The sequence below is a fragment of the Hungatella sp. L36 genome, from assembly GCF_014288035.1.
Genome location: NZ_JACOPC010000013.1, coordinates 140,357 through 162,079 on the forward strand (window position 1 = coordinate 140,357; position 21,723 = coordinate 162,079).

23 protein-coding genes are annotated in these 21,723 nt (G+C 50.2%); 9 read left to right on the top strand and 14 right to left on the bottom strand.

All coding sequences use genetic code 11. The features are described from left to right. Nucleotides 1-6: 6 nt before the first annotated feature. Nucleotides 7-783 (bottom strand): hypothetical protein, encoded by a 777-nt coding sequence (locus tag H8S80_RS25040; RefSeq protein ID WP_117632458.1) that lies wholly within the window; start codon nt 781-783, stop codon nt 7-9. A gap of 242 nt (nt 784-1,025) precedes the next feature. On the opposite strand from H8S80_RS25040, the gene H8S80_RS25045 reads away from it, so the two are divergent. From H8S80_RS25045 to H8S80_RS25060, 4 genes are all read left to right on the top strand, one after another. Beyond that, on the top strand, nt 1,026-1,280 hold the full coding sequence (locus tag H8S80_RS25045; RefSeq protein WP_117632459.1) for a hypothetical protein: 255 nt from the start codon (nt 1,026-1,028) through the stop codon (nt 1,278-1,280). A gap of 186 nt (nt 1,281-1,466) precedes the next feature. Further along, a complete protein-coding gene (locus tag H8S80_RS25050; protein ID WP_002603024.1) occupies nt 1,467-1,613 on the top strand; it encodes a hypothetical protein in 147 nt (48 codons plus the stop codon). Between the two features lie 285 nt (nt 1,614-1,898). Next, nucleotides 1,899-2,483, top strand: coding sequence for a winged helix-turn-helix domain-containing protein (locus H8S80_RS25055; protein WP_117632460.1), 585 nt, complete (start codon nt 1,899-1,901; stop codon nt 2,481-2,483). Then, complete coding sequence (locus H8S80_RS25060; RefSeq protein ID WP_117632461.1) at nt 2,480-3,709, top strand: MFS transporter; 1,230 nt, start codon at nt 2,480-2,482, stop codon at nt 3,707-3,709. Before H8S80_RS25055 ends, H8S80_RS25060 begins: the two co-directional genes overlap by 4 nt. A gap of 2 nt (nt 3,710-3,711) precedes the next feature. On the opposite strand, the gene H8S80_RS25065 is transcribed toward H8S80_RS25060, so the two are convergent. The 8 genes from H8S80_RS25065 to H8S80_RS35165 all read right to left on the bottom strand — a co-directional run bounded on the left by H8S80_RS25065 (nt 3,712) and on the right by H8S80_RS35165 (nt 11,753). Next, nucleotides 3,712-5,883: a YhgE/Pip domain-containing protein gene (locus tag H8S80_RS25065; RefSeq protein ID WP_117632462.1), complete on the bottom strand. Its 2,172-nt coding sequence runs from the start codon at nt 5,881-5,883 to the stop codon at nt 3,712-3,714. Nucleotides 5,884-6,206: 323 nt separating this feature from the next. Then, on the bottom strand, nt 6,207-6,641 hold the full coding sequence (locus tag H8S80_RS25070) for a hypothetical protein (protein ID WP_025531937.1): 435 nt from the start codon (nt 6,639-6,641) through the stop codon (nt 6,207-6,209). 107 nt (nt 6,642-6,748) lie between these two features. Beyond that, on the bottom strand, nt 6,749-7,627 hold the full coding sequence (locus tag H8S80_RS25075) for an ROK family protein (protein WP_025531936.1): 879 nt from the start codon (nt 7,625-7,627) through the stop codon (nt 6,749-6,751). Between the two features lie 59 nt (nt 7,628-7,686). After that, a complete protein-coding gene (gene manA, locus H8S80_RS25080) occupies nt 7,687-8,631 on the bottom strand; it encodes a mannose-6-phosphate isomerase, class I (protein ID WP_002603018.1) in 945 nt (314 codons plus the stop codon). Between the two features lie 197 nt (nt 8,632-8,828). Further along, nucleotides 8,829-9,614, bottom strand: a complete 786-nt coding sequence (locus H8S80_RS25085) for a carbohydrate-binding protein (RefSeq protein ID WP_117632463.1) — start codon at nt 9,612-9,614, stop codon at nt 8,829-8,831. Nucleotides 9,615-9,617: 3 nt separating this feature from the next. Beyond that, nucleotides 9,618-10,310, bottom strand: coding sequence for a GntR family transcriptional regulator (locus H8S80_RS25090; protein WP_002603016.1), 693 nt, complete (start codon nt 10,308-10,310; stop codon nt 9,618-9,620). A 192-nt stretch (nt 10,311-10,502) separates the two neighbouring features. After that, nucleotides 10,503-11,309, bottom strand: coding sequence for a gluconate 5-dehydrogenase (locus H8S80_RS25095; protein ID WP_336624631.1), 807 nt, complete (start codon nt 11,307-11,309; stop codon nt 10,503-10,505). 129 nt (nt 11,310-11,438) lie between these two features. Further along, nucleotides 11,439-11,753, bottom strand: coding sequence for a DUF6783 domain-containing protein (locus tag H8S80_RS35165; RefSeq protein WP_117632465.1), 315 nt, complete (start codon nt 11,751-11,753; stop codon nt 11,439-11,441). Here H8S80_RS35165 and H8S80_RS25100 point away from each other — a divergent pair. Further along, nucleotides 11,727-11,936, top strand: coding sequence for a hypothetical protein (locus H8S80_RS25100; RefSeq protein WP_181987971.1), 210 nt, complete (start codon nt 11,727-11,729; stop codon nt 11,934-11,936). The two genes, H8S80_RS35165 and H8S80_RS25100, sit on opposite strands and share 27 nt — an antisense overlap. A gap of 341 nt (nt 11,937-12,277) precedes the next feature. On the opposite strand, the gene H8S80_RS25105 is transcribed toward H8S80_RS25100, so the two are convergent. From H8S80_RS25105 to H8S80_RS34425, 4 genes are all read right to left on the bottom strand, one after another. Further along, complete coding sequence (locus H8S80_RS25105; protein ID WP_002603013.1) at nt 12,278-14,344, bottom strand: ribonucleoside triphosphate reductase; 2,067 nt, start codon at nt 14,342-14,344, stop codon at nt 12,278-12,280. Between the two features lie 304 nt (nt 14,345-14,648). Then, a complete protein-coding gene (locus H8S80_RS25110) occupies nt 14,649-15,257 on the bottom strand; it encodes a manganese catalase family protein (RefSeq protein WP_117502133.1) in 609 nt (202 codons plus the stop codon). Next, nucleotides 15,257-15,523, bottom strand: a complete 267-nt coding sequence (locus tag H8S80_RS25115; protein WP_002602947.1) for a spore coat protein CotJB — start codon at nt 15,521-15,523, stop codon at nt 15,257-15,259. The genes H8S80_RS25110 and H8S80_RS25115 overlap by 1 nt, the downstream gene beginning before the upstream one ends. Further along, the gene (locus H8S80_RS34425) at nt 15,523-16,395 is read right to left on the bottom strand and encodes a spore coat associated protein CotJA (protein ID WP_187049073.1); all 873 of its coding nucleotides are present in this window, start codon (nt 16,393-16,395) and stop codon (nt 15,523-15,525) included. Before H8S80_RS34425 ends, H8S80_RS25115 begins: the two co-directional genes overlap by 1 nt. A gap of 53 nt (nt 16,396-16,448) precedes the next feature. Here H8S80_RS34425 and H8S80_RS25125 point away from each other — a divergent pair, with 53 nt between their 5' ends. Further along, nucleotides 16,449-16,922, top strand: coding sequence for a hypothetical protein (locus H8S80_RS25125; RefSeq protein ID WP_147338557.1), 474 nt, complete (start codon nt 16,449-16,451; stop codon nt 16,920-16,922). A gap of 94 nt (nt 16,923-17,016) precedes the next feature. Here the strand turns inward: H8S80_RS25125 and H8S80_RS25130 are convergent, their stop codons facing one another. Continuing rightward, entirely contained in the window at nt 17,017-18,351 is a 1,335-nt protein-coding gene (locus tag H8S80_RS25130) for an FAD-dependent oxidoreductase (RefSeq protein ID WP_117632467.1), read from the bottom strand. Nucleotides 18,352-18,648: 297 nt separating this feature from the next. Here H8S80_RS25130 and H8S80_RS25135 point away from each other — a divergent pair, with 297 nt between their 5' ends. From H8S80_RS25135 to H8S80_RS25145, 3 genes are all read left to right on the top strand, one after another. Continuing rightward, nucleotides 18,649-19,074 (top strand): MarR family winged helix-turn-helix transcriptional regulator, encoded by a 426-nt coding sequence (locus tag H8S80_RS25135; protein ID WP_002602943.1) that lies wholly within the window; start codon nt 18,649-18,651, stop codon nt 19,072-19,074. A gap of 318 nt (nt 19,075-19,392) precedes the next feature. After that, on the top strand, nt 19,393-20,154 hold the full coding sequence (locus tag H8S80_RS25140) for a sulfite exporter TauE/SafE family protein (RefSeq protein WP_117632468.1): 762 nt from the start codon (nt 19,393-19,395) through the stop codon (nt 20,152-20,154). 88 nt (nt 20,155-20,242) lie between these two features. Then, nucleotides 20,243-21,619, top strand: coding sequence for a GGDEF domain-containing phosphodiesterase (locus H8S80_RS25145; protein ID WP_002602941.1), 1,377 nt, complete (start codon nt 20,243-20,245; stop codon nt 21,617-21,619). Nucleotides 21,620-21,723 lie beyond the last annotated feature (104 nt).

The following is a 21,723-nucleotide window of genomic DNA, read 5'->3' on the forward strand; positions in this document are numbered from 1 at the left end:
TAATTTTTACCTCATATTTTTAAATGGTTCATCACTGCCGCATTCCTGACTCAGCGGAAACAGCTCCTGTTCAATCATCTCTTTAAATGAAACATAATAGTTTTCAAAGCATTCAAAACACGCCGAATTCTTCGTGCAGTGAAGGCAATCAAAGGATTTCAGGGAGCCATATTTGTTCAATATAAAGCAGCACAGCTGATGGTATGCGCCGCCTAACAGCCAGGTATTGACCCGGAGTAAATCACGCAGGATCTCCTCCTTTGCCTCAATGTCCGCAGGCGTATAAAGGGGGATAAAGATACTCGGATGAATATAACTGTTGGATCCGCTCTCCACCTGGTCGATTTTAGCCATCTTCTCATCATCAGTAATCCGGCCTAAGCCATGATCTTTTGCGATATCCCTCTTGCTGATGATCGTAAAATCACCTTTAAACGCATATTTCTTATAAAGATCGTCGTATCGGTTATTCTTTTTATCATTCATATACAGCAGAACGGATATATAATTCTCAGCGTTAATCAAATTAAACATGTCAAAAAACGCTTCCACGGAGTTCCTGGTATTTCTCCTGACCGGCAGGAAGCCGAAGCAATCCACGTCTACATTGTTCTCTCTCAGATATTTCATATTTGCCTGGAAATTATCTTTTATTAAATAGAACAGCAGATAAATCTCCTCCCGCAGCACATCCGGATACAGCTTCGCCGTCTTCATAACGGCAAAATCCAGATAGTTCATCAGGTTATATTCATCATAAAATACCGGATTAAAAACGTGCATGGAATCCTCCTGTTGTGGACGATATGGTTAATTATACCATAAATATCCATTTTATGGTTACAAATATGTGCGGTAATGTATAAAAGCGTGCACAAATGTTATTTTTACGCCCCAAATCTGTTCCCTCACCCTATATTATCTGCCGCCTGTACGAAAATATAGCGACAAATTATGTAAAATAGAAATCGACAATTCAAACAGAAATGCATATACTGTACTAACTAACGTTCATGAGGTGACCCATGCCAGGCGGATGGTCTTATCAGTCATATCTTACGCCATATGACTCCTTCATATTTTTTAACGCAATCGGAAGACATAGCGATTTCTTCTATACTCCCATAGCCGTAGCAACGCAGGTAGTAAATGGAACCAATTACAAATTCATGACAATCGCAGAACCGCAGACGGAAGATTTAAACCCACAGTTTGCTGTCGTAGATATTTATCAGCCACTAAACGGTGAACCGTATGTAACCAGTATAACCATGCTCTAGTTTTTCATAACTGGAGCATTCCTCTTATCCTGAATGGTATACTCAGAACCACCAAAATGAAAAATGCCGGAGTCCTCTAAAAAAGGATTTCCGGTATTTTTTCGCATTGCAATTTCAGTCAAATTCTCTTCCACAATCCGTATATCTTATCCTCTCACTACACATCCTAACCAGGAGGTGATGAACATGTCCTATATTGCTCCCGCCGTCCAGGCCAAATTCGAGACGCTTTCCATCGATTTGAAAAATGAAATCCTGGATCGGAACGTGCAGATTAACACGATCTACGATCTTATCAACGTTCTGCAGGAAATCGTGAACGAAGGTCAGTAATCATGTGATCCGCACCCAGAATCCGGACCGGAACCCGATAAGCAGTTATCGGCTCCGGTCCGGATTTTTTGTTTTTCCAAATCTATCTCCAGAATACCACAAAACAGGATGGCCGGCAAGATTTATAAAATCGCCTTGACATTACATAATATGTAACGTTATAATAAAAGTATCATATATTACAAAAAAGCACATAGACGGAAGGAAAACGACACCGCCCCGCACCATCGGAAGATTCTGTTTCTCCCGGTCTGCAAAAAGCGGTCTGCCGTAAAGGAGGATCTTATGTCAGAACGGAAAATGATAACACTCGCCACCCGGAAACAAATGGATATCTATATGAACCCGCAGCGTCAGCGCCTTCTAAAGGCCCTGGAGGTAAGCGGTAAGCCCATGACCCCCAAGCAGCTGTCGAATGTCTTAAAGATATCGGCCTCTTCCGTCTCGCTCCATATCAGGAAGCTGGAGGAGCTGGGCCTGCTGGAGCTGGACCACACGGAATCCATCCATGGCATCCAGGCGAAATACTATAAAAAGCTTCCGGTCTCCGTCTCCATAGGCGGGAATCTGGATGATGATTTAAGGGAAGAGCGCTTCTATCTGTCGGATTATATCATGACGGAACTCTGGAATGGTTTTAAAGACCGCCTAAAGCGGGCGAAAGATAAGTCTGATGTGATGACGACCGGAGATTTTACCAGCGGAGTCGTCCATTTATCGAAAAAAGATGCGGAGGAGCTGTACCACTTAATTCTGGATTTCACCGATGCACACTCGGTTCCGGGCAAAGACACGATTCCCTGGGAATTTGGTCTGGTGGCATATCCCCACAGTTCGCTTTCGGAAGAAAAGGAGGAGCAGCCATCATGAAACGAAGCCACATCCTGTTATTTGGGGCCAATGCCTTCGGTACCGGACTTCTCGCGCCGGTACTCTCCCTCGTGCTCTTAAGCCACGGCGCCACCCTGGAAAACCTGTCGCTGTGCATCGGAATTTTTGCCGTTATGGTCGTCGTGCTGGAACTCCCCAGCGGAATTATGGCGGATTTGATCGGAAGGAAACGAATCTTCTTACTGTCTGCCTGTTTCATGATGGCAAACTACGTCCTCCTTATGTTTAGCAGCCATTTCCTCATGCTGGCCGCCGCGTGTGCCATGCAGGGTATCGGCCGTGCTTTCAGCTCCGGCTCCATCGAGGCTCTGGAGATCGAGACGTATCTCCGGGAGCAGGAGGGCCGAAATCTGGAAAAGATCAACAGCACCATGGCTGTCATCGACAGCGTCGGCCTGGCTCTCGGGTCCATTACCGGCGGTGTCCTGGGATTTCTGGACGGCTCCTATAGCCTTCTCCTGATCCTGGCTCTGGCCATACAGGCGCTTATCCTGTTTCTGGCCGCCTGCTTTGTGAAGGAGCCTGCCCGCGAAAGGAGCCCCCTTTCCCCCGTCCTCCAGTTTAAGGAGCAGCTCCGGGGCCTGTATCACTCCCTCCGAAACAGCCTTTCGGTCATCACCATTGTTCTGATGTCTGCCGCCTACGGGCTGCTTCTCTGTACCGTCGAAGTCTACTGGCAGCCGACGCTCAAGACATTTCTCCCCGAGCAGCTGGGATGGATCTTCGGTGTGGTCACCTGCCTGGGCTACTTAGGCGTCACCATCGGCAGTAAAGCGGCCGAGGCAGCCATGCAGTCCAAAAAAGCAGTGCTCACACCGGAAAAGAGCTGGCGTACATACTGGATCCTGCGTTTTCTTCTCGTGTTAAGCGTCGCCGCCCTGGGATTTACCCACCGGGTCTGGCTGTTTCTGGCCCTCTTCGTCCTGGTCTACATTGTGTTGGGCGCCGGGAATCTGATTGAAAATACAGTCTTCCACGAGGACGTCGGCAATGACCAGCGCGCAAGCATGATGTCGGTTCTCTCCCTTTCCCTGCGGGCTGGAGGGCTGGCCGCCTCCGTACTGGGAAGTCTGATCGTAAGCGGTCTTTCCCTGTCGTATGTCTGGCTTCTGTTCCCTCTGTTTTCAGCACTCACCATTGGCGGAATCATGATTTTCCACTACCGGGCCGGAATGCGCTGCCACGCCGCCGAAGCTGGCTGTTAAACCTACATCACCCCAGTTTCCTCCAGCTTGCGCTCGAAGAAATCGTTCAACCTGATCACCTGTTTTCGCAGAACCACGCCCACAAACAGGGAGATGGGCAGATATAAGAGGACCTTTGCCATATCCTCGCGGTAGGCATTTCCGTAGATACCGCCGACGCACTCTCTCATGGCATTAATGGCGTGTGTAAACGGCAGCATCGGATTGACCATACGGAAGAAATGCGGCGTCACCTCAATCGGGAAGGTTCCCCCTGCCCCGGCCACCTGAATAACGAGCAGGACGACCGCCAGGGCCTTCCCCACATCGCCGAAGGAGATGGTGAGCGTGTAGATGATATTGACAAACACCACGCTCGCCAGAACCGCCGCCAGCACGAATTTCGCCGGCTCCAGGCACTGGATCTTCAGCAGGTAGAGGTCTCCCAGCGACACAATAAGCGCCTGCGCCACACCGAACAACATAAAGATGAAGTACCTTCCAAAGTATTTTTCATACGCCTTACCGCCTTGAATTTTCTCGTCCTCCACAACGCGGCACTTCAAAACAGCCACCAGGACCAGACCGCCCACCCATATGGCGAGAATCGTGTAAAACGGAGTCATGGCCGAACCGTAATTTTCAATGGGATAGATCTGATTCTCCTCCAGATTCACCGGGGATGACAGGAAATCCCCCATGGTCTCCGGATCATTTTTCATGATCTCCACAATCTTGGCCAGCCTCTCGCTCTCCTCCACGGATTCCACCTCATCGATGATGCGGTCCAGTTTTTCCTCACCGGCCGCGATCATGGACGCAGTCTGGTCCAGCGTCTCGATCAGACTGTCAAAGGAACCCGTGGTCTGAGTCAGGGTGCCGTCAATCTGCGGCAGAAGCCCGTTAATACCGACTGCGTAATCGGACGCGGCGGAAATGCTGTCATAAAGACTGTCCAGTCCTGCCGTCAGGGCCGGTTTCACCTGGCTGTGATACTGATCCGTAATCCGCGACCCCTGATCCATCATCTCCTCCAGTGATTTCCTGATCTCCTGTCTGGCGTCCTCCGGAAGCTTCCCCGTCCTTAATACCGTGTCCTCCGCCGTCTCTATCATATGTATCATATTTTTCTGCCTGTCGATCTGGCTGGTAATCATATCGGACAGCACTCCCAGAACCTTTCCCGGTCCAGGAATCTTCTCCTTTAAATTGTTCACCAGATCATAAAGCTTCTGGTTCACATTCAGCAGTGTATTTAATACGTCAGAGGCCTTGTTTAATTCCCCTGCTGCCGCGTTCGCATCGCGGTCCCAGCGGTCAATGGCATCGCGGACCGAGCGGTCCACAGAGTCCATCAGGCCATCTTCGATGTCCAGCACATTTCCCACGCTGTCTGTCATGGTGTCGGACAAATCCTCTGAGGTGCGGATGAGACGGCTGGCCTCCGCTCCCGTGTCCTGCCCCGACTTAAGCAGCTCTTTGGAATCCGGAAGCATTGCCTGAACACTGCTCAAAAGACCTTTTCCCGCGGTCAGAGACGATTTTAATGCGCCGACCGAGCTGCCCATCAGAACCAGGTCATTTCTGGCATCCTTCATGGAGGACACCATCTCATCCGCCAGATCCTCCTTCTTCCCTTCCACCGTACCGTAGGTGACGTGAAATGCCTTCCCCAGTGCCTCTGAAGAAGCGCTGATCAGGGATTCATTCACCTGCTGCTGGATGGTGCTGACGCCCTTATCCGTTATTTTCGTGGCGATTGCATTTTTCTTTTCATTCACATAGTACTGAAGCGTCGGCTTCTGAACGTTCGACGTAAAGATGCTGGCCGTCTTCTCGCTGAAGTCCTCCGGAATGATGACACAGGCGTAATAACGGCCCGCCTTCACGCCCTCCACCGCCTGTTCCTCATCCACAAACTGCCATCCAATCTGATCATTTTCATGGAGATTGGAAATAATCATGTCACCGATGTTTACGGTGGTGTCCAGCTGTTCGATCCGTGTCCCCTGATCCAGACTGGCCACAGCCACCCGGAGCCCCTTCGTATTGCCGTAAGGATCCCAGTTCGCCGCGATGTTGAACCACGCATACAGCGACGGCAGTATCATGATTCCCAGCGCTACGATAACCGCCACCGGATTTTTTCCTATGTTCTTTATATCTCTGAGAAATATGGCCCATATCTGCTTCATCTTTCCAAGCCTCCTTGTTTTGCCCTGAAGTGTGTTTAGAAGTGTGTTTATCTTTTTAAACGTAATGGATTATAGCGGTGTGGAAATTAAAAGTCAATAGGCAGATTGGGGGATGTGTCGTATTCCTGTTTCAGAAGAAAATCGCAGGAGAAAAAAAGAATCCCCGCCGCGCATTCCGATCTGCGAGGCGGAGATTCTTTTCTCTGCTTTTTTATCTGCTTTTTATTTCTGTTTATGTATCATTTTTCTTTTTATTCTATTCGTTCTAACGCTGTTTTTCTTCCGTAGCCGCACCGTGAATCAGAGCGTGTTTGAAAAGTGCTCTAACGCATCATCATGAAAGGAAAATTCTGTCCGTTCATGCCGCTGTTCTGATTTCCGCCGCAGCTCTGACCGTTGGTGCAGTTCTGGTTGCCGGAGCAGCTCTGACCGAAGCCGCAGGATCCGTTATCTGCACAACCCTGACCGTAGCCGCAGGATCCGTTGTCCGCACAGCCCTGGCCGTAACCGCAGGATCCGTTACCCGCTAAGTTCTGACCGAGACCGCAGCCCAAGCTGCCTCTGCTGCCCGTACCCGCGCCCAGCTGATTTAACATATTTGCCAAATTGCCGGTCTGTCCGCTGCAGTTAGTCATATAACCATTCATACCATTGCCGCCTCCAACTACCTGGATGGTCGCTGCGTGAGCCGTCATCGGTACACTGGCGATGCTCAGTGCGGTTGCTGCTGCCAGAACAAATAATGGTAACTTTCTCATGATAAAGTCCTCCTTGTATATTACAAAATTGTTACATTTCTGTTACAAAATGTATCATAACATACTGGTACCGCTTTATCACTAGGAGAAAAATGGCAATTTCCCGCTTACTCTGCCAGCTCCAGTTCATCCATGGCGAGCTTTAAGGCTCCCATGATTCCCTGATTGTCATTCAGGCTTGGAAGAACGATGTAGCTGTCCAAATCCTCCAGCTCCTTTGTCTGGATATAGCCGTTTAGCTGGCGCTTCACTTCTTCTCTCACCAACGGCATCATGTGCTCCTGATGCATAACACCTCCGCCCAGAATGATTCTCTGAGGAGACAGGATCACGATGTAATCCACGATGGCCTGGCCGATGTAGAAGGCCTCCATCTCCCATACTTCCTTCCTGTCTGCAAGCTCGATTCCTTTCTTGCCCCAGCGCTCTTCAATGGCTGGACCCGCAGCCAGACCTTCCAGACAGTTTCTGTGATACGGGCATTTTCCCGCATACGTGTCGTCCGGATGCTTCGCTAAAAGCACATGGCCGCCTTCCGGATGAAGCATGCCGTGGAGCAGCTTTCCGTTGGAAATGATTCCGGCGCCCACTCCGGTTCCGATGGTAAAGTACACACTGTTTTCCAGCCCCTTTGTGATGCCCCAGGTCGCCTCACCCAGCGCAGAGCCGTTCACATCCGTGTCGAAGCCAACCGGAACACCCAGCGCCTCTTGGAACGCGCCTACTATATTATAATTGGCCCATTTCAGCTTCGGTGTCGTGGTAATGTATCCGTAGGTCTCTGACTTTCTGTTTAAATCGATAGGACCGAAACAGCCGATTCCCAGCGCTTCGATCTCCTTGTCCTTAAAATATGCAATCAGCTTCGGCATCGTAATCTCCGGTGTCTCCGTCGGAATCGAAACCCGCTCAAATATCTCACCCTGTTCGTTACCGATGGCGCAAACCATCTTTGTTCCGCCTGCCTCTAATGCTCCAAGTCTCATCTCATTACTCCTCCTGTCTGTATTCTTCCTTTATCTGAATCCCGATGTGCCGCAGCTTCCTACAGAGTCCCTGACTCCGGATTGGAACAGATCACCGACATCTTTCCTTCAAATCTCAATTCTCCCGCTCCTGCCGGAACGATAAAATGCTGTCCCGTTTCCAGCGGAATTCCGTTTACATAGCCTTTGCCGCTGATCACGCTGACATTGGCAAAAAACCGGCTGAATTCCCTGGTAAACACGCCGTCGATCTCATACTTGTCCACAGAATAGAACGGACACGTAATGAGGTGCGTGTGCACAGCCCCCGGTATCTTTTCCGTAAAGGTGTCACAGGAGGCCTCTTTAAACGGCGCCTCGATGGTCGCAATGCTCTGTTCCACGTGCAGCTGCCTCGGTTTTCCATCAGACAGTCTGTCATAGTCGTAGACACGGTATGTAATATCACTGCTCTGCTGGGTCTCCAGAATCAGAGTCCCGCCCTTAATGGCATGGACGCATCCCGGATTGATCTGGAAGAAGTCGCCCTTCTTTACCGGGACCTTGCGGATAAATTCGTCCCACTGATGGCCGCGGATCATGGCTTCCATCTCCTCATGGCTCCCTGCATGGTGGCCGATGACAATCTCCGTCCCCGGGTCACAGTCCAGAATATACCAGCACTCTGTCTTTCCCAGCGATCCGTCCTCATGAACCTTCGCATACTCGTCATCCGGATGAACCTGAATGCTTAAATCCGCCTTTGCATCAATAATCTTGACGAGAAGAGGGAACTGATCTCCCGGATAATTCCCGAAAAGCTCCGGCTTCTCTTCCCACAGGCTGCTCAGCAGCCGTCCGTCATACATACCGCCGGCGATCCGGCAGTCTCCATTCTTATGGGCGCTCACAGCCCAGCATTCGCCTGTCGTATCACTTGGAATCTCATAGCCGAACACGTCGCGAAGCTTCGTGCCTCCCCATATTGCTTCCTTGAACACAGGCTCCATAAACAGCAGTTCCATATGTTTTCCTCCTTATTATGACTCATTATACCACCCCTCAATGGTGTCTGTCATAGTACCATTTTACTCGAATAAAGGAAAAAGGGAAAGAGGAAATTTCAAATATCGTGAAGAAATTGACAAATAAGGTACGCAGACCCCGGCGGGGCTGCGTACCTTATATTTGCACTTCATTTTCTCCTGCTTCCTGCAGTCTCTTACTTCCCGTAAACTTCAATCTGCGTCAGCGCCGGGAACGGAGACGGATCATCTGCCTTGATCAAATTGCTGAGCTTCAACCAGGTGATTCCCTTTTTCTCAATTCTGAACTCATGAGGCTTCACGCTCTTTTCCATATCCACCACTTCCGTGGTGCCGTCAGAAAAGGTAAATGTCGCCTTTACCCACCAGTTATCATGAGGGAAATCGGCTCTCGTAACGAGAACAATCCTGTCAAAATCCACGGGACGGCCGAATTCCAGGGTCATCTCCGCATCATCCTGACGGTTAATTCCCCAGGACTCATACGGCCATTCACCGTGAGATTCGTTGGAAACCACGCCGTCAATGGCATTGCGCGCTGCGAACACCGCTTCGCCGCGTGTCTCCACATTCGCATACACATGGGGATAACAGCCCGGATCGCCGTGCTGGTCCATCACGTTTTTCGCAAGATTGCGGTAAGCCGCGGTCTCATACGCCTCCGCTGTTCTCATGGTCAGATAGTGTTTCTCCCCGGCAAATGACTTGGGATTATAGGAAACCTTCTTCTCATCAAATGGGATCCCATAAACCACTTCCGGCTTCGTGATATAAACAAGCGCCTCGTCCATGGTGTCATCCACACGAACCACGTAGTGCTGGTTCACTGCGTCTGTCGTAAATGTGATGGTATCTCCTTCGCAGTACGTGCCCTCGTAAACGAGAACGGCCCGTTCCTCACCGCAGACAGAGCTTTTTACCGCGCCATTTTCATCTTTTATGGTAATCGATACTTTCGCCATCGTCTATTCCTCCTGTTCAAAATAATCTTTATATTCCACATCGATCTGGTGTTTCATGCGTTTCATGCTGTAATAGAGATGTTCCTTCAGGGAACGCTCCAGCCCGGCAATATCCTTTTTCTCCAGCAGTTCAAAGAGCTCCGTATGCTCCCGTATGATCCTGGTAAAATCCGTCTCTGTAACGAAATCCAGCATACGGAACCGGGTATAGTGAAGCTGCTGCGCCTGAATCATATCCCAGAGCTTCATCTTGTCCGTGGCCCGGAACCAGATGGCGTGCATCTCCGCATCCATGCGGTAGAACTGTTCCGGCTCGAATCCCTTCTCCTGAATGAGGGCCTGCTGCTTTCTGATCATGTAGCGGACCTCCTCCATCCACAGCGGAGTCGCAATGTCCACAAAATCCCGCATAACCATGGTCTCCACCGCCACGCGCATATAGATCATCTGTTTGATATTGCTCAAATTTAAAAGCGTTACCTGAGTGCCGGAATAGGGCACGGAAATGACGAACCCCTGCTCCTGCAGTCTTCTGACCGCTTCTCTCACAGGCGTCCTCGAAACGCCGAAACGCTCGCAGATCTCATTCTCACTGATCATCTGCCCCGGTTTCAGCTCCAGGTCCAGTATCTCCCGCTTTAACGTCTCAAAAACGAGCTCCCCGCGGTTTTTATAGGCTTTCGTCTTCTCTTCCATGGCACCTCTCCGTCATCATTTCTAAAAAACATGCCATGAGCTCTGCCGGAAACAGAATCATGGCATGAATATTCGTTCTTTTATAACCAGGCTTAAGTACACCGGGTGCTCATAGTATAGCATAACCTTTCTTTGCGGTCAATTGCCGGCTATGCAGCGTTACCGTTCCCGCCGGTCCCTGTTTCCAGTCATTTACTGCGGCTGCTTGCCGATATAAGCCAGGATACCGCCGTCTACGTAGAGAACGTGTCCGTTGATGAAATTAGATGCATCGGAAGCTAAGAATACTGCCGGTGCCGCAAGGTCTTCCGCTTCTCCCCAGCGTCCTGCCGGTGTCTTGGAAATGATAAACTGGTCAAATGGGTGTCTGGAGCCATCCGGCTGTGCCTCACGTAACGGAGCAGTCTGAGGAGTCGCTATGTAGCCAGGTCCAATGCCGTTACACTGAATGTTGAATTCACCGTATTCAGACGCAATATTCCTGGTCAGCATCTTTAAGCCGCCCTTTGCCGCCGCATAAGCGGATACAGTCTCACGTCCAAGCTCAGACATCATGGAGCAGATGTTAATGATCTTGCCGTGTCCCTTCTTGATCATAGACGGAATAACTGCCTTGGAAACGATAAATGGAGCATTTAAATCAACGTCAATCACCTGTCTGAACTGCTCAGCGGTCATATCGCACATCGGGATACGCTTGATAATACCGGCATTGTTCACAAGAATATCAATCACGCCGACTTCGCTCTCGATACGGGCTACCATCTCATTCACAGCAGCCTCATTGGTTACGTCACATACGTAGCCGTGAGCATCGATTCCCTCTTCTTTATAAGAAGCAATTCCCTTATCTACTAATTCCTGCTTGATATCGTTAAACACGATCGTTGCGCCGGCTGCAGCCATTCCCTTTGCCATTGCAAAACCAATTCCGTAGGAAGCACCTGTAATCAGTGCAACTTTTCCGTCCAGCGAAAACTTGTCTGTTAAGTAATCCATGTTCATGATTTGTTTCTCCTTTACTTATTTCTTTTTTGGTCTGGTCAGTTATTCCGTCATCCCGGTCTGTTTTTAAAAATGTATTCAAATCTTTAAATTTGTATACAACCTCAATGACTTGTATATAGACTAGCATAATGTATTCAGTTTTACAATGTGCAATATCACCAAACTATATTCCCTTTTTTTGTCATTATTTTTTCTTATCCGGATGATCGGCTCTTGAAAACCTGCGTGTGTCTGAAAATTGCTTTTCGTCAGCTGTAAGTCACACGTTGTGGGAAATTGATTCCCAATGGAGGAGGTGCAGCGGGCTGCGCTGACTGTATAGGGGCTTAATATGCTGCGAAGCGGAGTGGGCAGCGGGTGGAATGGATTTTCAGATATGCGCTGGTGAAACGCAGGAAAAAAGCTTCTATGAAACGGCTCATCTCTGCGTTTCATAAAAGCTTTTCTGTTTTTGGCTTTTGGCTTTTGGCTTTTGGCTTTTCTTTTTTCTTTTTACTGTTTCCACCGGCACTCAACGTGCCGGCGGATCTTATCGTGTCAGCGAATATCCATTTTTACGAGGTGATTAGCGGCAGCCACATCCGCATCCGCCTTCAGCAGCGGTGCCAGGAGCCGTAATCGGCATTACGTTGTTATTATTGCCTGCCCAGAAGCCATCTCTGAAGCCGGTCTCATAACCTGCGTTAAAGCCTGCAGCATAGCCGCGGCGGAACTGGCAGTTAGCCCAGTCATTCGGTCTGCATGAGCAGGAATTATTATTGTTATTATTGTTATTTCCGCATCCACAGCTCCAGGAACCGCATCCACAATTACATCCACAATTTACATTACATCTATTATTACAACAACACATATGATTGATCTCCTTTAATTTATCAGGTTTGTACTATATCATATGCGAATATACCTTAGATGTGCATAATCGGAAAATTCACTGCTGCTTACAGGATAGCCAAAACTCAGACACGGAACATGATTCTGTTTTTGAACTCCTGTGCCTTCCCCTCGTTCCAGTCGTGAACCGGTCTGTAATAACCGGCAATTCTGCTGTAGACCGCGGCGCGGCCTCCGCATTTGGGACACACGTTCTGCCTTCCCGGCAGATATCCGCAGGACTGGCAGATAGAGTAGATCGGCGACAGCGTATAATAAGGAATATCATGACCGGTCGTTATGTCGTGCAGAAGATCCCGCGCCTTCTTCCAGTCGTCAAACTCGCGTTCCATATAAACATGGAACACGGTTCCTGCCGTATAAAGCGGCTGCAGCTGATCCTGATTCGCCAGAGCATCTTCCAGGGAACCATCGTAGTCCGCAGGCAGCTTCGTACTGTTCGTATAATACGGTGCATCTCCTTCGTGCCCTGCCGTCCTGATACCAGGAAATTTTTCCTTATCCAGCATGGCGAAACGGTAGGTAGCCGACTCAGCCGGCGTCGCCTCAAGACCGTAGAGATCCCCGTATTCCAGCTGGTATCCCACGATCTTTTCCTTCATATGATTTAACATGGCAGCGGCAAACTGTCTCGTCTTCTCAGATTCCATGCCCTCTCCCAGCCACGGTGCATTCAGGCCGGCCTCATTCATCCCGATAATGCCGATGGACGAAAGATGGTTGCTGAAATCAGACAGATAGCAGGCCGTATATGGGTACAGGCCGTTCTTCAGCAGATTGGAGATTACCTCACGCTTCGTCCGCAGGGAACGCGCCGCCAGATCCATCTTCTCATCCAGTTTCTCATAGAACTCCGCCTCGTTCTTCGACTGATATGCAATCCTCGGCAAATTGATCGTAACCACGCCGATCGATCCCGTATGTTCCCCATATCCGAAGAAACCGCCTGCTTTGCTGCGCAGCTCATGTAAATCAGGAGTTACCCCGTCATAGGAAATTCTCACATCTCCCGGTGTCAGTCCGCTGCGGACGTAATTCGTAAAATACGGCGTACCGTAATGGGAAGCCAGCGAAAACAAAAGCCGGTTTCTCTCATTATCAGACCAGTCGAAGTCCGGAGTCAGTCCATAGGACGGGATCGGATACTGAAAACCGAGTCCGCTGGCATCGCCCTCCAGCATAGTCTCCAGAAATGCCCGGTCCACCATATCCAGTTCCGCCTGGCACTCCCCATAGGTGAAATCCATCTCCTGTCCACCCACGATGGCCTTCTGCGATGCCATATCCTCCGGAACCATCAAATCCAGGGAAATATGGGAAAATGGTGCCTGAGTCCCCCATCTGCTCGGCGTATTTACGCCAAAGACAAAGGCCTCCATACACTTTTTCACCCGGTCATACGAGAGGTTGTCCGCCTTGACAAAGGGCGCCAGATACGTATCAAAAGAGGAAAATGACTGGGATGCCGCCCATTCATTCTGCATAATTCCCAGGAAATTGACCATCTGATTGCAGAGCGTGGCCAGATGCTTCGCCGGAGATGCTGTAATCTTTCCGGTAATTCCGCCGAGCCCGTCCATCAGAAGCCTCTTTAAAGACCATCCACAGCTATAACCGGTCAGCATGGACAGGTCATGAATATGAAGATCACCGCCTATATAAGCCTCGGCGATTTCCTTATCATAGATTTCCGTCAGCCAGTAATTGGTCGTAACCGCGCCTGAGTTATTTAAAATCAGACCGCCCACAGAGTATGTGACCGTAGAGTTCTCCTTCACCCGCCAGTCTTCCACCTTCACATAGTTGTCCACCACATCTTTATAATCCAGCGTTGTCTTACCGAGATTCCTGATCTTCTCCCGCTGCTTCCTGTATAATATGTATGCCTTTGCCACGTCCGTATAGCCGGCTTCCTCCAGCACCTTCTCCACGCTGTCCTGGATATCCTCGACCGCAATCTGGTCGCCCTTCATCTTCCCCTGAAAATCAGACGTCACTCTGATCGACAGCAGTTCCACAATATCTTCCGTATAAAATTTCCCCGTTGCCTTAAACGCCTTCCTTATAGCTTCGGAGATCTTTTCCAGATGAAATTCCACGATTGCCCCATCACGTTTTGCTACTAAAATCATGCCTGTCCCCTCTTTCCTTGTGTCTCATTTGCTCTTACAATACTCTTACAAATATACCAGATTTCCCGTGAAGTCACAACATGCAATAAGCTGAAATACTGTATACACAATATCTTGAGTAAAGGTTTCAACTACTAACCTGATACTTGTCCCATTCAAATGTACACATTTTTTTCATAATTTCATCAAAAATTCTTCACATATCCCATGTATAGTAATACATGTAACAGAGAAAAACCAAACAAAACTTTTTTTCATACTCTGGCCGGCAAGAATCCCCCTCTTGCCGGCCCCTCCCTTTTTATCAGCAATTATTCTTTACATCAAAGCTGGGATTGAAAGCATAAAAATTCTTACTGTCTAAATTATCCTGGGTAATCCGCAGCGCCTCTCCAAATCTCTGGAAATGCACCACTTCTCTTTCCCTTAAGTAACGGATCGGATCACAGACCTCCGGATCCTTCACTACGCGCAGAATATTGTCGTAGGTGCTCCGGGCCTTCTGTTCCGCTGCCATATCCTCTACCAGATCGGTAATCGGATCGCCTTTCGACTGAAACTCACAGGCATTAAACGGAATTCCTCCCGCAGACTGCGGCCAGATACCCGTGGTGTGATCAATGTAATAAGGACCAAAGCCAGATTCCACAATCTGCTCCGGCGTTAAGTTCCTGGTGAGCTGATGAACGATCGTCGCTACAATCTCAAGATGAGCGAGTTCCTCTGTTCCGATATCCGTGAGGAGTCCCTTGCACTCCTTATATGGCATGGCGTAGCGCTGGGATAAGTAGCGCATGGAGGCACCCATTTCGCCGTCTGGTCCCCCATACTGACTCATAATAAACGTCGCCATCTTCGGATTCGGTGTTGTAATATTTACCGGATACTGTAATCTCTTTTCATATCTCCACATCAGCCGCACTCTCCTTCCCAAGGCCACGGATTGTTGACCCAGGTCCAGTAATTATCGGACCGGACTTCGTCAAACATCAGCGGGCCGCACTGAGCCTCATAGGCATCCATTGCCTGTTTCCGTAAATCTGATACATATTGGTAGTAATTCAGCGCATCCTGATCACTGGGATGAGTATCCAAATAGAGAATCACATCGTCCATAGCGAAGCTCGCCTCATAGACTGCTTGAAGCAGAGCGCTGCAGTTCATATCGGTATTTGCCATTATCTGCACCTCCCCATGGAAAACGGTTTATCCAGATCCGGGAAAATTGTCCCTCTGTTCATTGCTTTTTCAACCGGATAGACCTGCTGCCAGCGCTGCCACGGAACGTATGCCATGCCTACCGGAAACTGATCGATATCACAGGATGAATTCATAGAACCGGAATTCGTCGGCATTTCTGGGCGAACGGCTGATTCACGGCCTGACATTACCTCCCGGCGAGCGACCGTACCTGAGTCCATCGGTGCATTCGACTGCGGCATTGCGCCACGGCCCATTGGCATTTCCGGCTGTGGCATAGCTCCACGCCCCATCGGCATCTCCGGCTGCGGCATAACTCCACGCCCCATCGGCATCTCTGGCTGCATCATCGATCCGCGTCCCATCGGCATTTCCGGCTGCATCATCGATCCGCGATCCATCGGCATTTCCGGCTGCATCATCGATCCGCGACCCATCGGCATCTCTGGCTGCATCATCGATCCGCGGCCCATCGGCATCTTCGGCTGCATCATCGATCCGCGATCCATCGGCATCTCAGGCTGCATCATCGATCCGCGGCCCATTGGCATTTCAGGCTGCATCATCGATCCGCGACCCATCGGCATTTCCGGCTGCATCATCGATCCGCGATCCATCGGCATTTCCGGCTGCATCATCGATCCGCGATCCATCGGCATTTCCGGCTGCATCATCGATCCGCGTCCCATCGGCATCTCCGGCTGCATCATCGATCCGCGACCCATCGGCATTTCCGGCTGCATCATCGATCCACGACCCATCGGCATATTCGGCTGCATTGCTGGTCCACGACCCATCGGCATATTCGGCGGCATCGCCGGCCCTGGTCCCATCGGCATCTCCGAACGCATGTTAGGTCCACATCCTGCCGGGATATTCGGCGGCATCTCCGGCCCTGGTCCCATTGGCATATTTGGCTGTGTCGCTCCTCCACGCCCCATCGGCATCTCCGGAGGCATCGCTGGCCCCGGCCCCATCGGCATATTCGGCTGCGTCGCTCCTCCACGCCCCATTGGCATTTCCGGCGGCATCTCCGGCCCTGGTCCCATTGGCATATTCGGCTGCGTCGCTCCTCTACGCCCCATCGGCATTTCCGGCGGCATCTCCGGCCCCGGCCCCATCGGCATATTCGGCTGCGTCGCTCCTCCACGCCCCATCGGCATATTCGGCTGCGTCGCTCCCCCGCGCCCCATCGGCATATTCGGCTGCGTTGCGCCTCCGCGCCCCATCGGCATCTCCGGCGGCATCGCCGGTCCTGGCCCCATCGGCATATTCGGCTGTGATGCCGAATCGTGGCGAACGGCCGGGCCGGATCCCAGAGGAAGATCCGGGCGGATCACCGGGCCTGGGCCCATTGGAACATCCTGACGGCCTTTAGCGCCCTGCGGCACTGGCTGGCAGCCAGGACATCTTTGTTTCGTATAACAATCCATAGGATGAAATACTCCTTTCAATATGATGAGTTTCTAATATCAATTTATGAAAGGAAGGCTTTCTTGTGCAGGGCCAACGCATATTTTTCCATTTTGTTCAAATTGTGAGCCGTGACAGGGGCACTCATAGCGCCCGTCCATCCGATTATATACAAGCCTGCAGCCGAGATGAGGACACCGGGGAACCTTTGGCATAGCGCCACTCATGAGTCCGGCCGCAGAATAACCGGCATGGGAAAGAAATGTGGCTGCCGCCGCTTTGGGCCTGAACCGCTGCGGAGTAAATACCTCATCATACGGCGTCCTTCTTCCCATAATCTGCGCTGTCACGATCCTGGCCGCAGCCATTGACGTCGTCATGCCCCATTTTCCAAATCCCGTTGCCACGTACCAGTCCGCAAGCACGCCGGAGAAATGGCCGATGTAAGGCACACTGTCCACACTCATACAGTCTTCGGCCGACCATCTTCCGTATTCCTCCGTGTCCGGATAAAAATGTTCTCTCAACCGCCGCATCTCTTCGTAAGGATTCTTTTTCGGACACTTTCCAGTCCGATGGCTTCCATGGCCCAAAAGAAGCGTATCCCCCGCGCTCCGAAAGGAATAGGAGTTTTTATCAATCCCCAGATACATTCCCTCCAGCTCCTTTACAGGCCCCAGTGCCATCACGTAGCTCTTTTCCTGATACATCCGCAGAAAATAGAAGCCCGGAATATTCACAAATGGAAAATGACACGCAAATACAATGTGAGCCGCCTTTACCACACCTCTGTTCGTGATAATCTCATGCCCCTTCACCTCACGGACAGTCGTCCGCTCATAGACCGTTAAATCCCCGGAGAGCGCTTCGATGAACTCCAGCGGGTGAAATTGTGCCTGATCTGCAAAACGCACCGCCCCGTGAACAGGAAACGGAAGCTCTGTCTCCCGGACAAAGGAAGCCGGTATGCCGCATCGGGCAGCACAGTCCGCCTCCTGCCTCAGAATTTCCGACTCATTAACCGAAAATAAATAGGCATCCTTCTTCTCAAAGTGGCATGCTATGCGGTATCTGTCAATTAACTTCTCATAATCCCGAATAGCCTGCTGGTTCGCCATGGCGTAAGCGGCGGCATGCTTCTCCCCCATGGTGTTTACAAGCTTCTGGTAAATCAGGTTATGCTGGGAGGTAATCTTCGCGGTCGTATATCCCGACTGGCCGCTTCCGATCCGGTTGGCCTCCAGCACAATCACTTCTTTTCCCTGTTCCTTCAGATAATGGGCCGCCAGAATACCAAAGAGTCCGGCTCCGATTACTGCAACCTCTGTTTTCTTATTACCGGGAAGCGGATTTCTTCCGGGTATTTTCGTTGTCTGTGTCCAGATTGATTTCATATTTTCACCTCACGGTTATCATTCCCCGATATCCTGAAATTTACTTCTTCCTTTTCTCCTTCACCGGTATTTCTATTGACAAACCCAGAACAGTTTGATATAGTTCTAAAAAGAACAGTTCATTTTAAAACTAATTACAACTGTTATACTATCAGTTAAATACTCCGTTGCAAGCGGCAGGGTATTTGACCCACGCGGCAGTCGCCAAATACTCGAGCTAACAGCCAAATGCTCATTCAAACAGCCTGGCACCCGGCTGGCTGCTCGCGGAAATCCAAAGAAAAAGAGGTGAATCATATGGAGACACGCGATATTTTATCCGGAGCTAAGTCCTTTCACAAGATTTACAATCAGGTCATTCAGACCGCGGCCGCACAGCACCATTTATCGCTGATGGATGCCGACATTATTCTGTTTCTCTACAATAATCCGGATTACGACACAGCAAAGGACATCTCCTATTTCCGCATGCTGGCGAAATCAGGGGTATCGGCTTCCGTAGAGTCGCTGACCAGCCTGGGATACTTAGAGAGTCACGAGGACACCGCCGACCGCAGGAAAATTCATTTAAAGCTGACAGACTCCGCCGCCCCTGTCGCCCGGGATTTAAAACGGACGCAGGAGGATTTCTTCGAACGGCTGAACCGCGGGATTTCAGAGGAAGAACGGCAGATGTTCTCGGATCTTTTAAAACGGATGATGGATAATCTAAAACAAACGTAATCAAATCCCCCACAGCAAGCAGCGGAGGCATGAAACTTGAACCGCCGTGAGCAACAGGGTATTTGAACTGCCATAACCAGCAGAGTATTTGAACTGCCATAACCAGCAGAGTATTTGAATCGCCATGACCAGCAGAGTATTTGAACCGCCATAACCAGCAGAGTATTTGAGCCGCCATGACCAGCAGAGTATTTGAACCGCCATGACCAGCAAAGTATTTGCCCCCCCACAGCCGCCGCCAAAAACTCATGCAGCCATCGCACTTAGCTCGTTGCCCGCGGGAATAAACAAGAAAACAAAAGAAAAGAAGGTCTTACCATGCTAGTAAAAATCATTGTATGTCTCTTTGCAGGCCTCGGAGCCGGCTTCGGCACAGGCTTTGCCGGAATGAGCGCAGCGGCCGTCATCAGCCCCATGCTCATCACATTTTTAGGAGTCCCTGCCTATCAGGCGATCGGCATTGCTCTGGCCAGCGATGTTCTCGCCAGCGCCGTATCGGCCTACACCTACGGAAAACACAAAAACCTCGATATCCGAAACGGTATCATGATGATGGCCGCGGTCTTAATCTTCACCCTGATCGGAAGCTACATCTCCTCCCTGGTTCCCAATCACGCCATGGGGAACGCTTCCGTCTTCCTCACCATGCTTCTGGGCATTAAATTCATAGTGAGACCGGTCCTTACGACCAAAGACGCACAGGAATCCAAGACCATGCGGCAAAAGCTGATCCAGTCCATACTGAGCGGCATTGTGGTCGGTTTCATCTGTGGATTTATCGGCGCAGGCGGCGGTATGATGATGCTTCTGCTGCTGACGAGCGTGCTGGGATATGAATTAAAGACTGCCGTCGGAACCAGCGTATTTATCATGACGTTCACGGCTTTGACCGGGTCCCTCTCCCATTTTGCCATCGGCGGCATGCCGGATCTGTTCCTGCTTGTACTCTGTATCGTGTTTACCTTCCTGTTTGCCCGAATCGCCGCCGTTTTCGCAAACAAAGCAGATCCAAAACTTTTAAACCGGTTGACCGGCGTTATTTTGTTTTTGTTGGGAGCTGTCATGCTTCTCGTAAAGTAGGTTCGATATTTACCGAAATCTTCCTTGATTTCATGCCTGTTTTATACTACAATGAAGTTAATAATTGCAAAAACAGGAGGCAGACCACATGAGTTGGTTTCAAAAGAAGACAATCCCCACTCCGTCACCGGCGGAATCTGAGCCCGTGATCACTGAAAGGGCGGAAGAAAGCAAGTTGGAACGTGACGCATGCTACCGGCATCTGTCGGAAGTCATGGATACACCCTCAGACCGCGGAGTTGTATTAAAAGTATACATAGAGAATTTCAAACGACTGAATCAGGTATTCGGTTACGATTACTGTGAGAACCTTTTAAGCCAGATTCTCGCCTATTTAAAAGAAAAGACAGGAAAACCTGTTTATCACTACATCGGTGTGGAATACATCATGATCCTCGACCAGTATTCACAGGGACAGGCATCCGATCTTGCAGAAGAGATCGCCGAACAGTTTGATCACGCCTGGAAAGTGAACGGAACGGACTGCCTCTGTTCCGTACAGATGGGTATGTGCTCCTATCCCGGACACGCCGCGACGCCGGACGAGCTGTTAAAATGTCTCGACCTGGCAGTCTTAAGAGCGGAAGAAGGCGGACCGAACCAGGCCATTATGTTCGACAGTACGCTTCAGAAGCAGCTGCTTCGCCGCCACACCATCGCATTATACTTAAAAACCGCCATTGAAAAAGAAGAGATTGAGGTCCGTTACCGCCCGACGCTTAATATGGAGACCGGAAAGTTCAGCCGCGCAGAGTTTTATATGCGCATCTTCATCAAGGGGCTGGGGCTCATCGGAGCCAGCGAGGTTCTTCCGATCGCTGAAGACTCCGGCCAGATCCGCTCCCTCGAATATTTCGCCCTGGATAAAGTGGGCCAGTGTATCGCAAAGCTCACCGAGGCAGGCAAGGAATTCGATTCCATCGCTCTCCCGATATCTTCTATCCTCTTTTTGCAGGAAGATTTTCTGGATGAGGTCAGACGCGTCATCGATACCTACCAGATCCCCAAGGGCAAGCTTGCCATCGAGATCCAGGAAAGCGCCCTAACCACAGCATACTTAAACATCAACATCATGCTGCAGGAACTGTCCGACATGGGCGTAGAGCTGGTGTTAAATGAATTTGGTTCCGGATATTCCGGCGTAGCCACCATCCTGGAGCTTCCGGTCAACACGCTGAAGCTGGAACGTTTATTCGTATGGCAGCTGGAGACGAACCCGAAGTCGCGCTGCGTGATCGAGGGACTGATCCACATCGCCAAGGATCTGGATTTAAACATCATCGCAGAAGGTGTGGAAACCGAGAATCAGGTGAATATCCTGACGAACGCCGGATGCGACTACCAGCAGGGCTTTTACTACTCCCCGACTCTGGAGCAGGACACGCTGCTTAAAGTGATCGACAATACCTTTGCCGATTCCATCTCTCTGCTAAACGAAGAGAAAGAAAAAATGACAAGAGCATAAACACACATAAAAAAACGCCTGCCGCCGGGAAACACCAGTTACAAAAGTAACCGTTCCCGCCGACAGGCGTTTTACACTCTGGTACTATTTCCGTTTACTCTCCT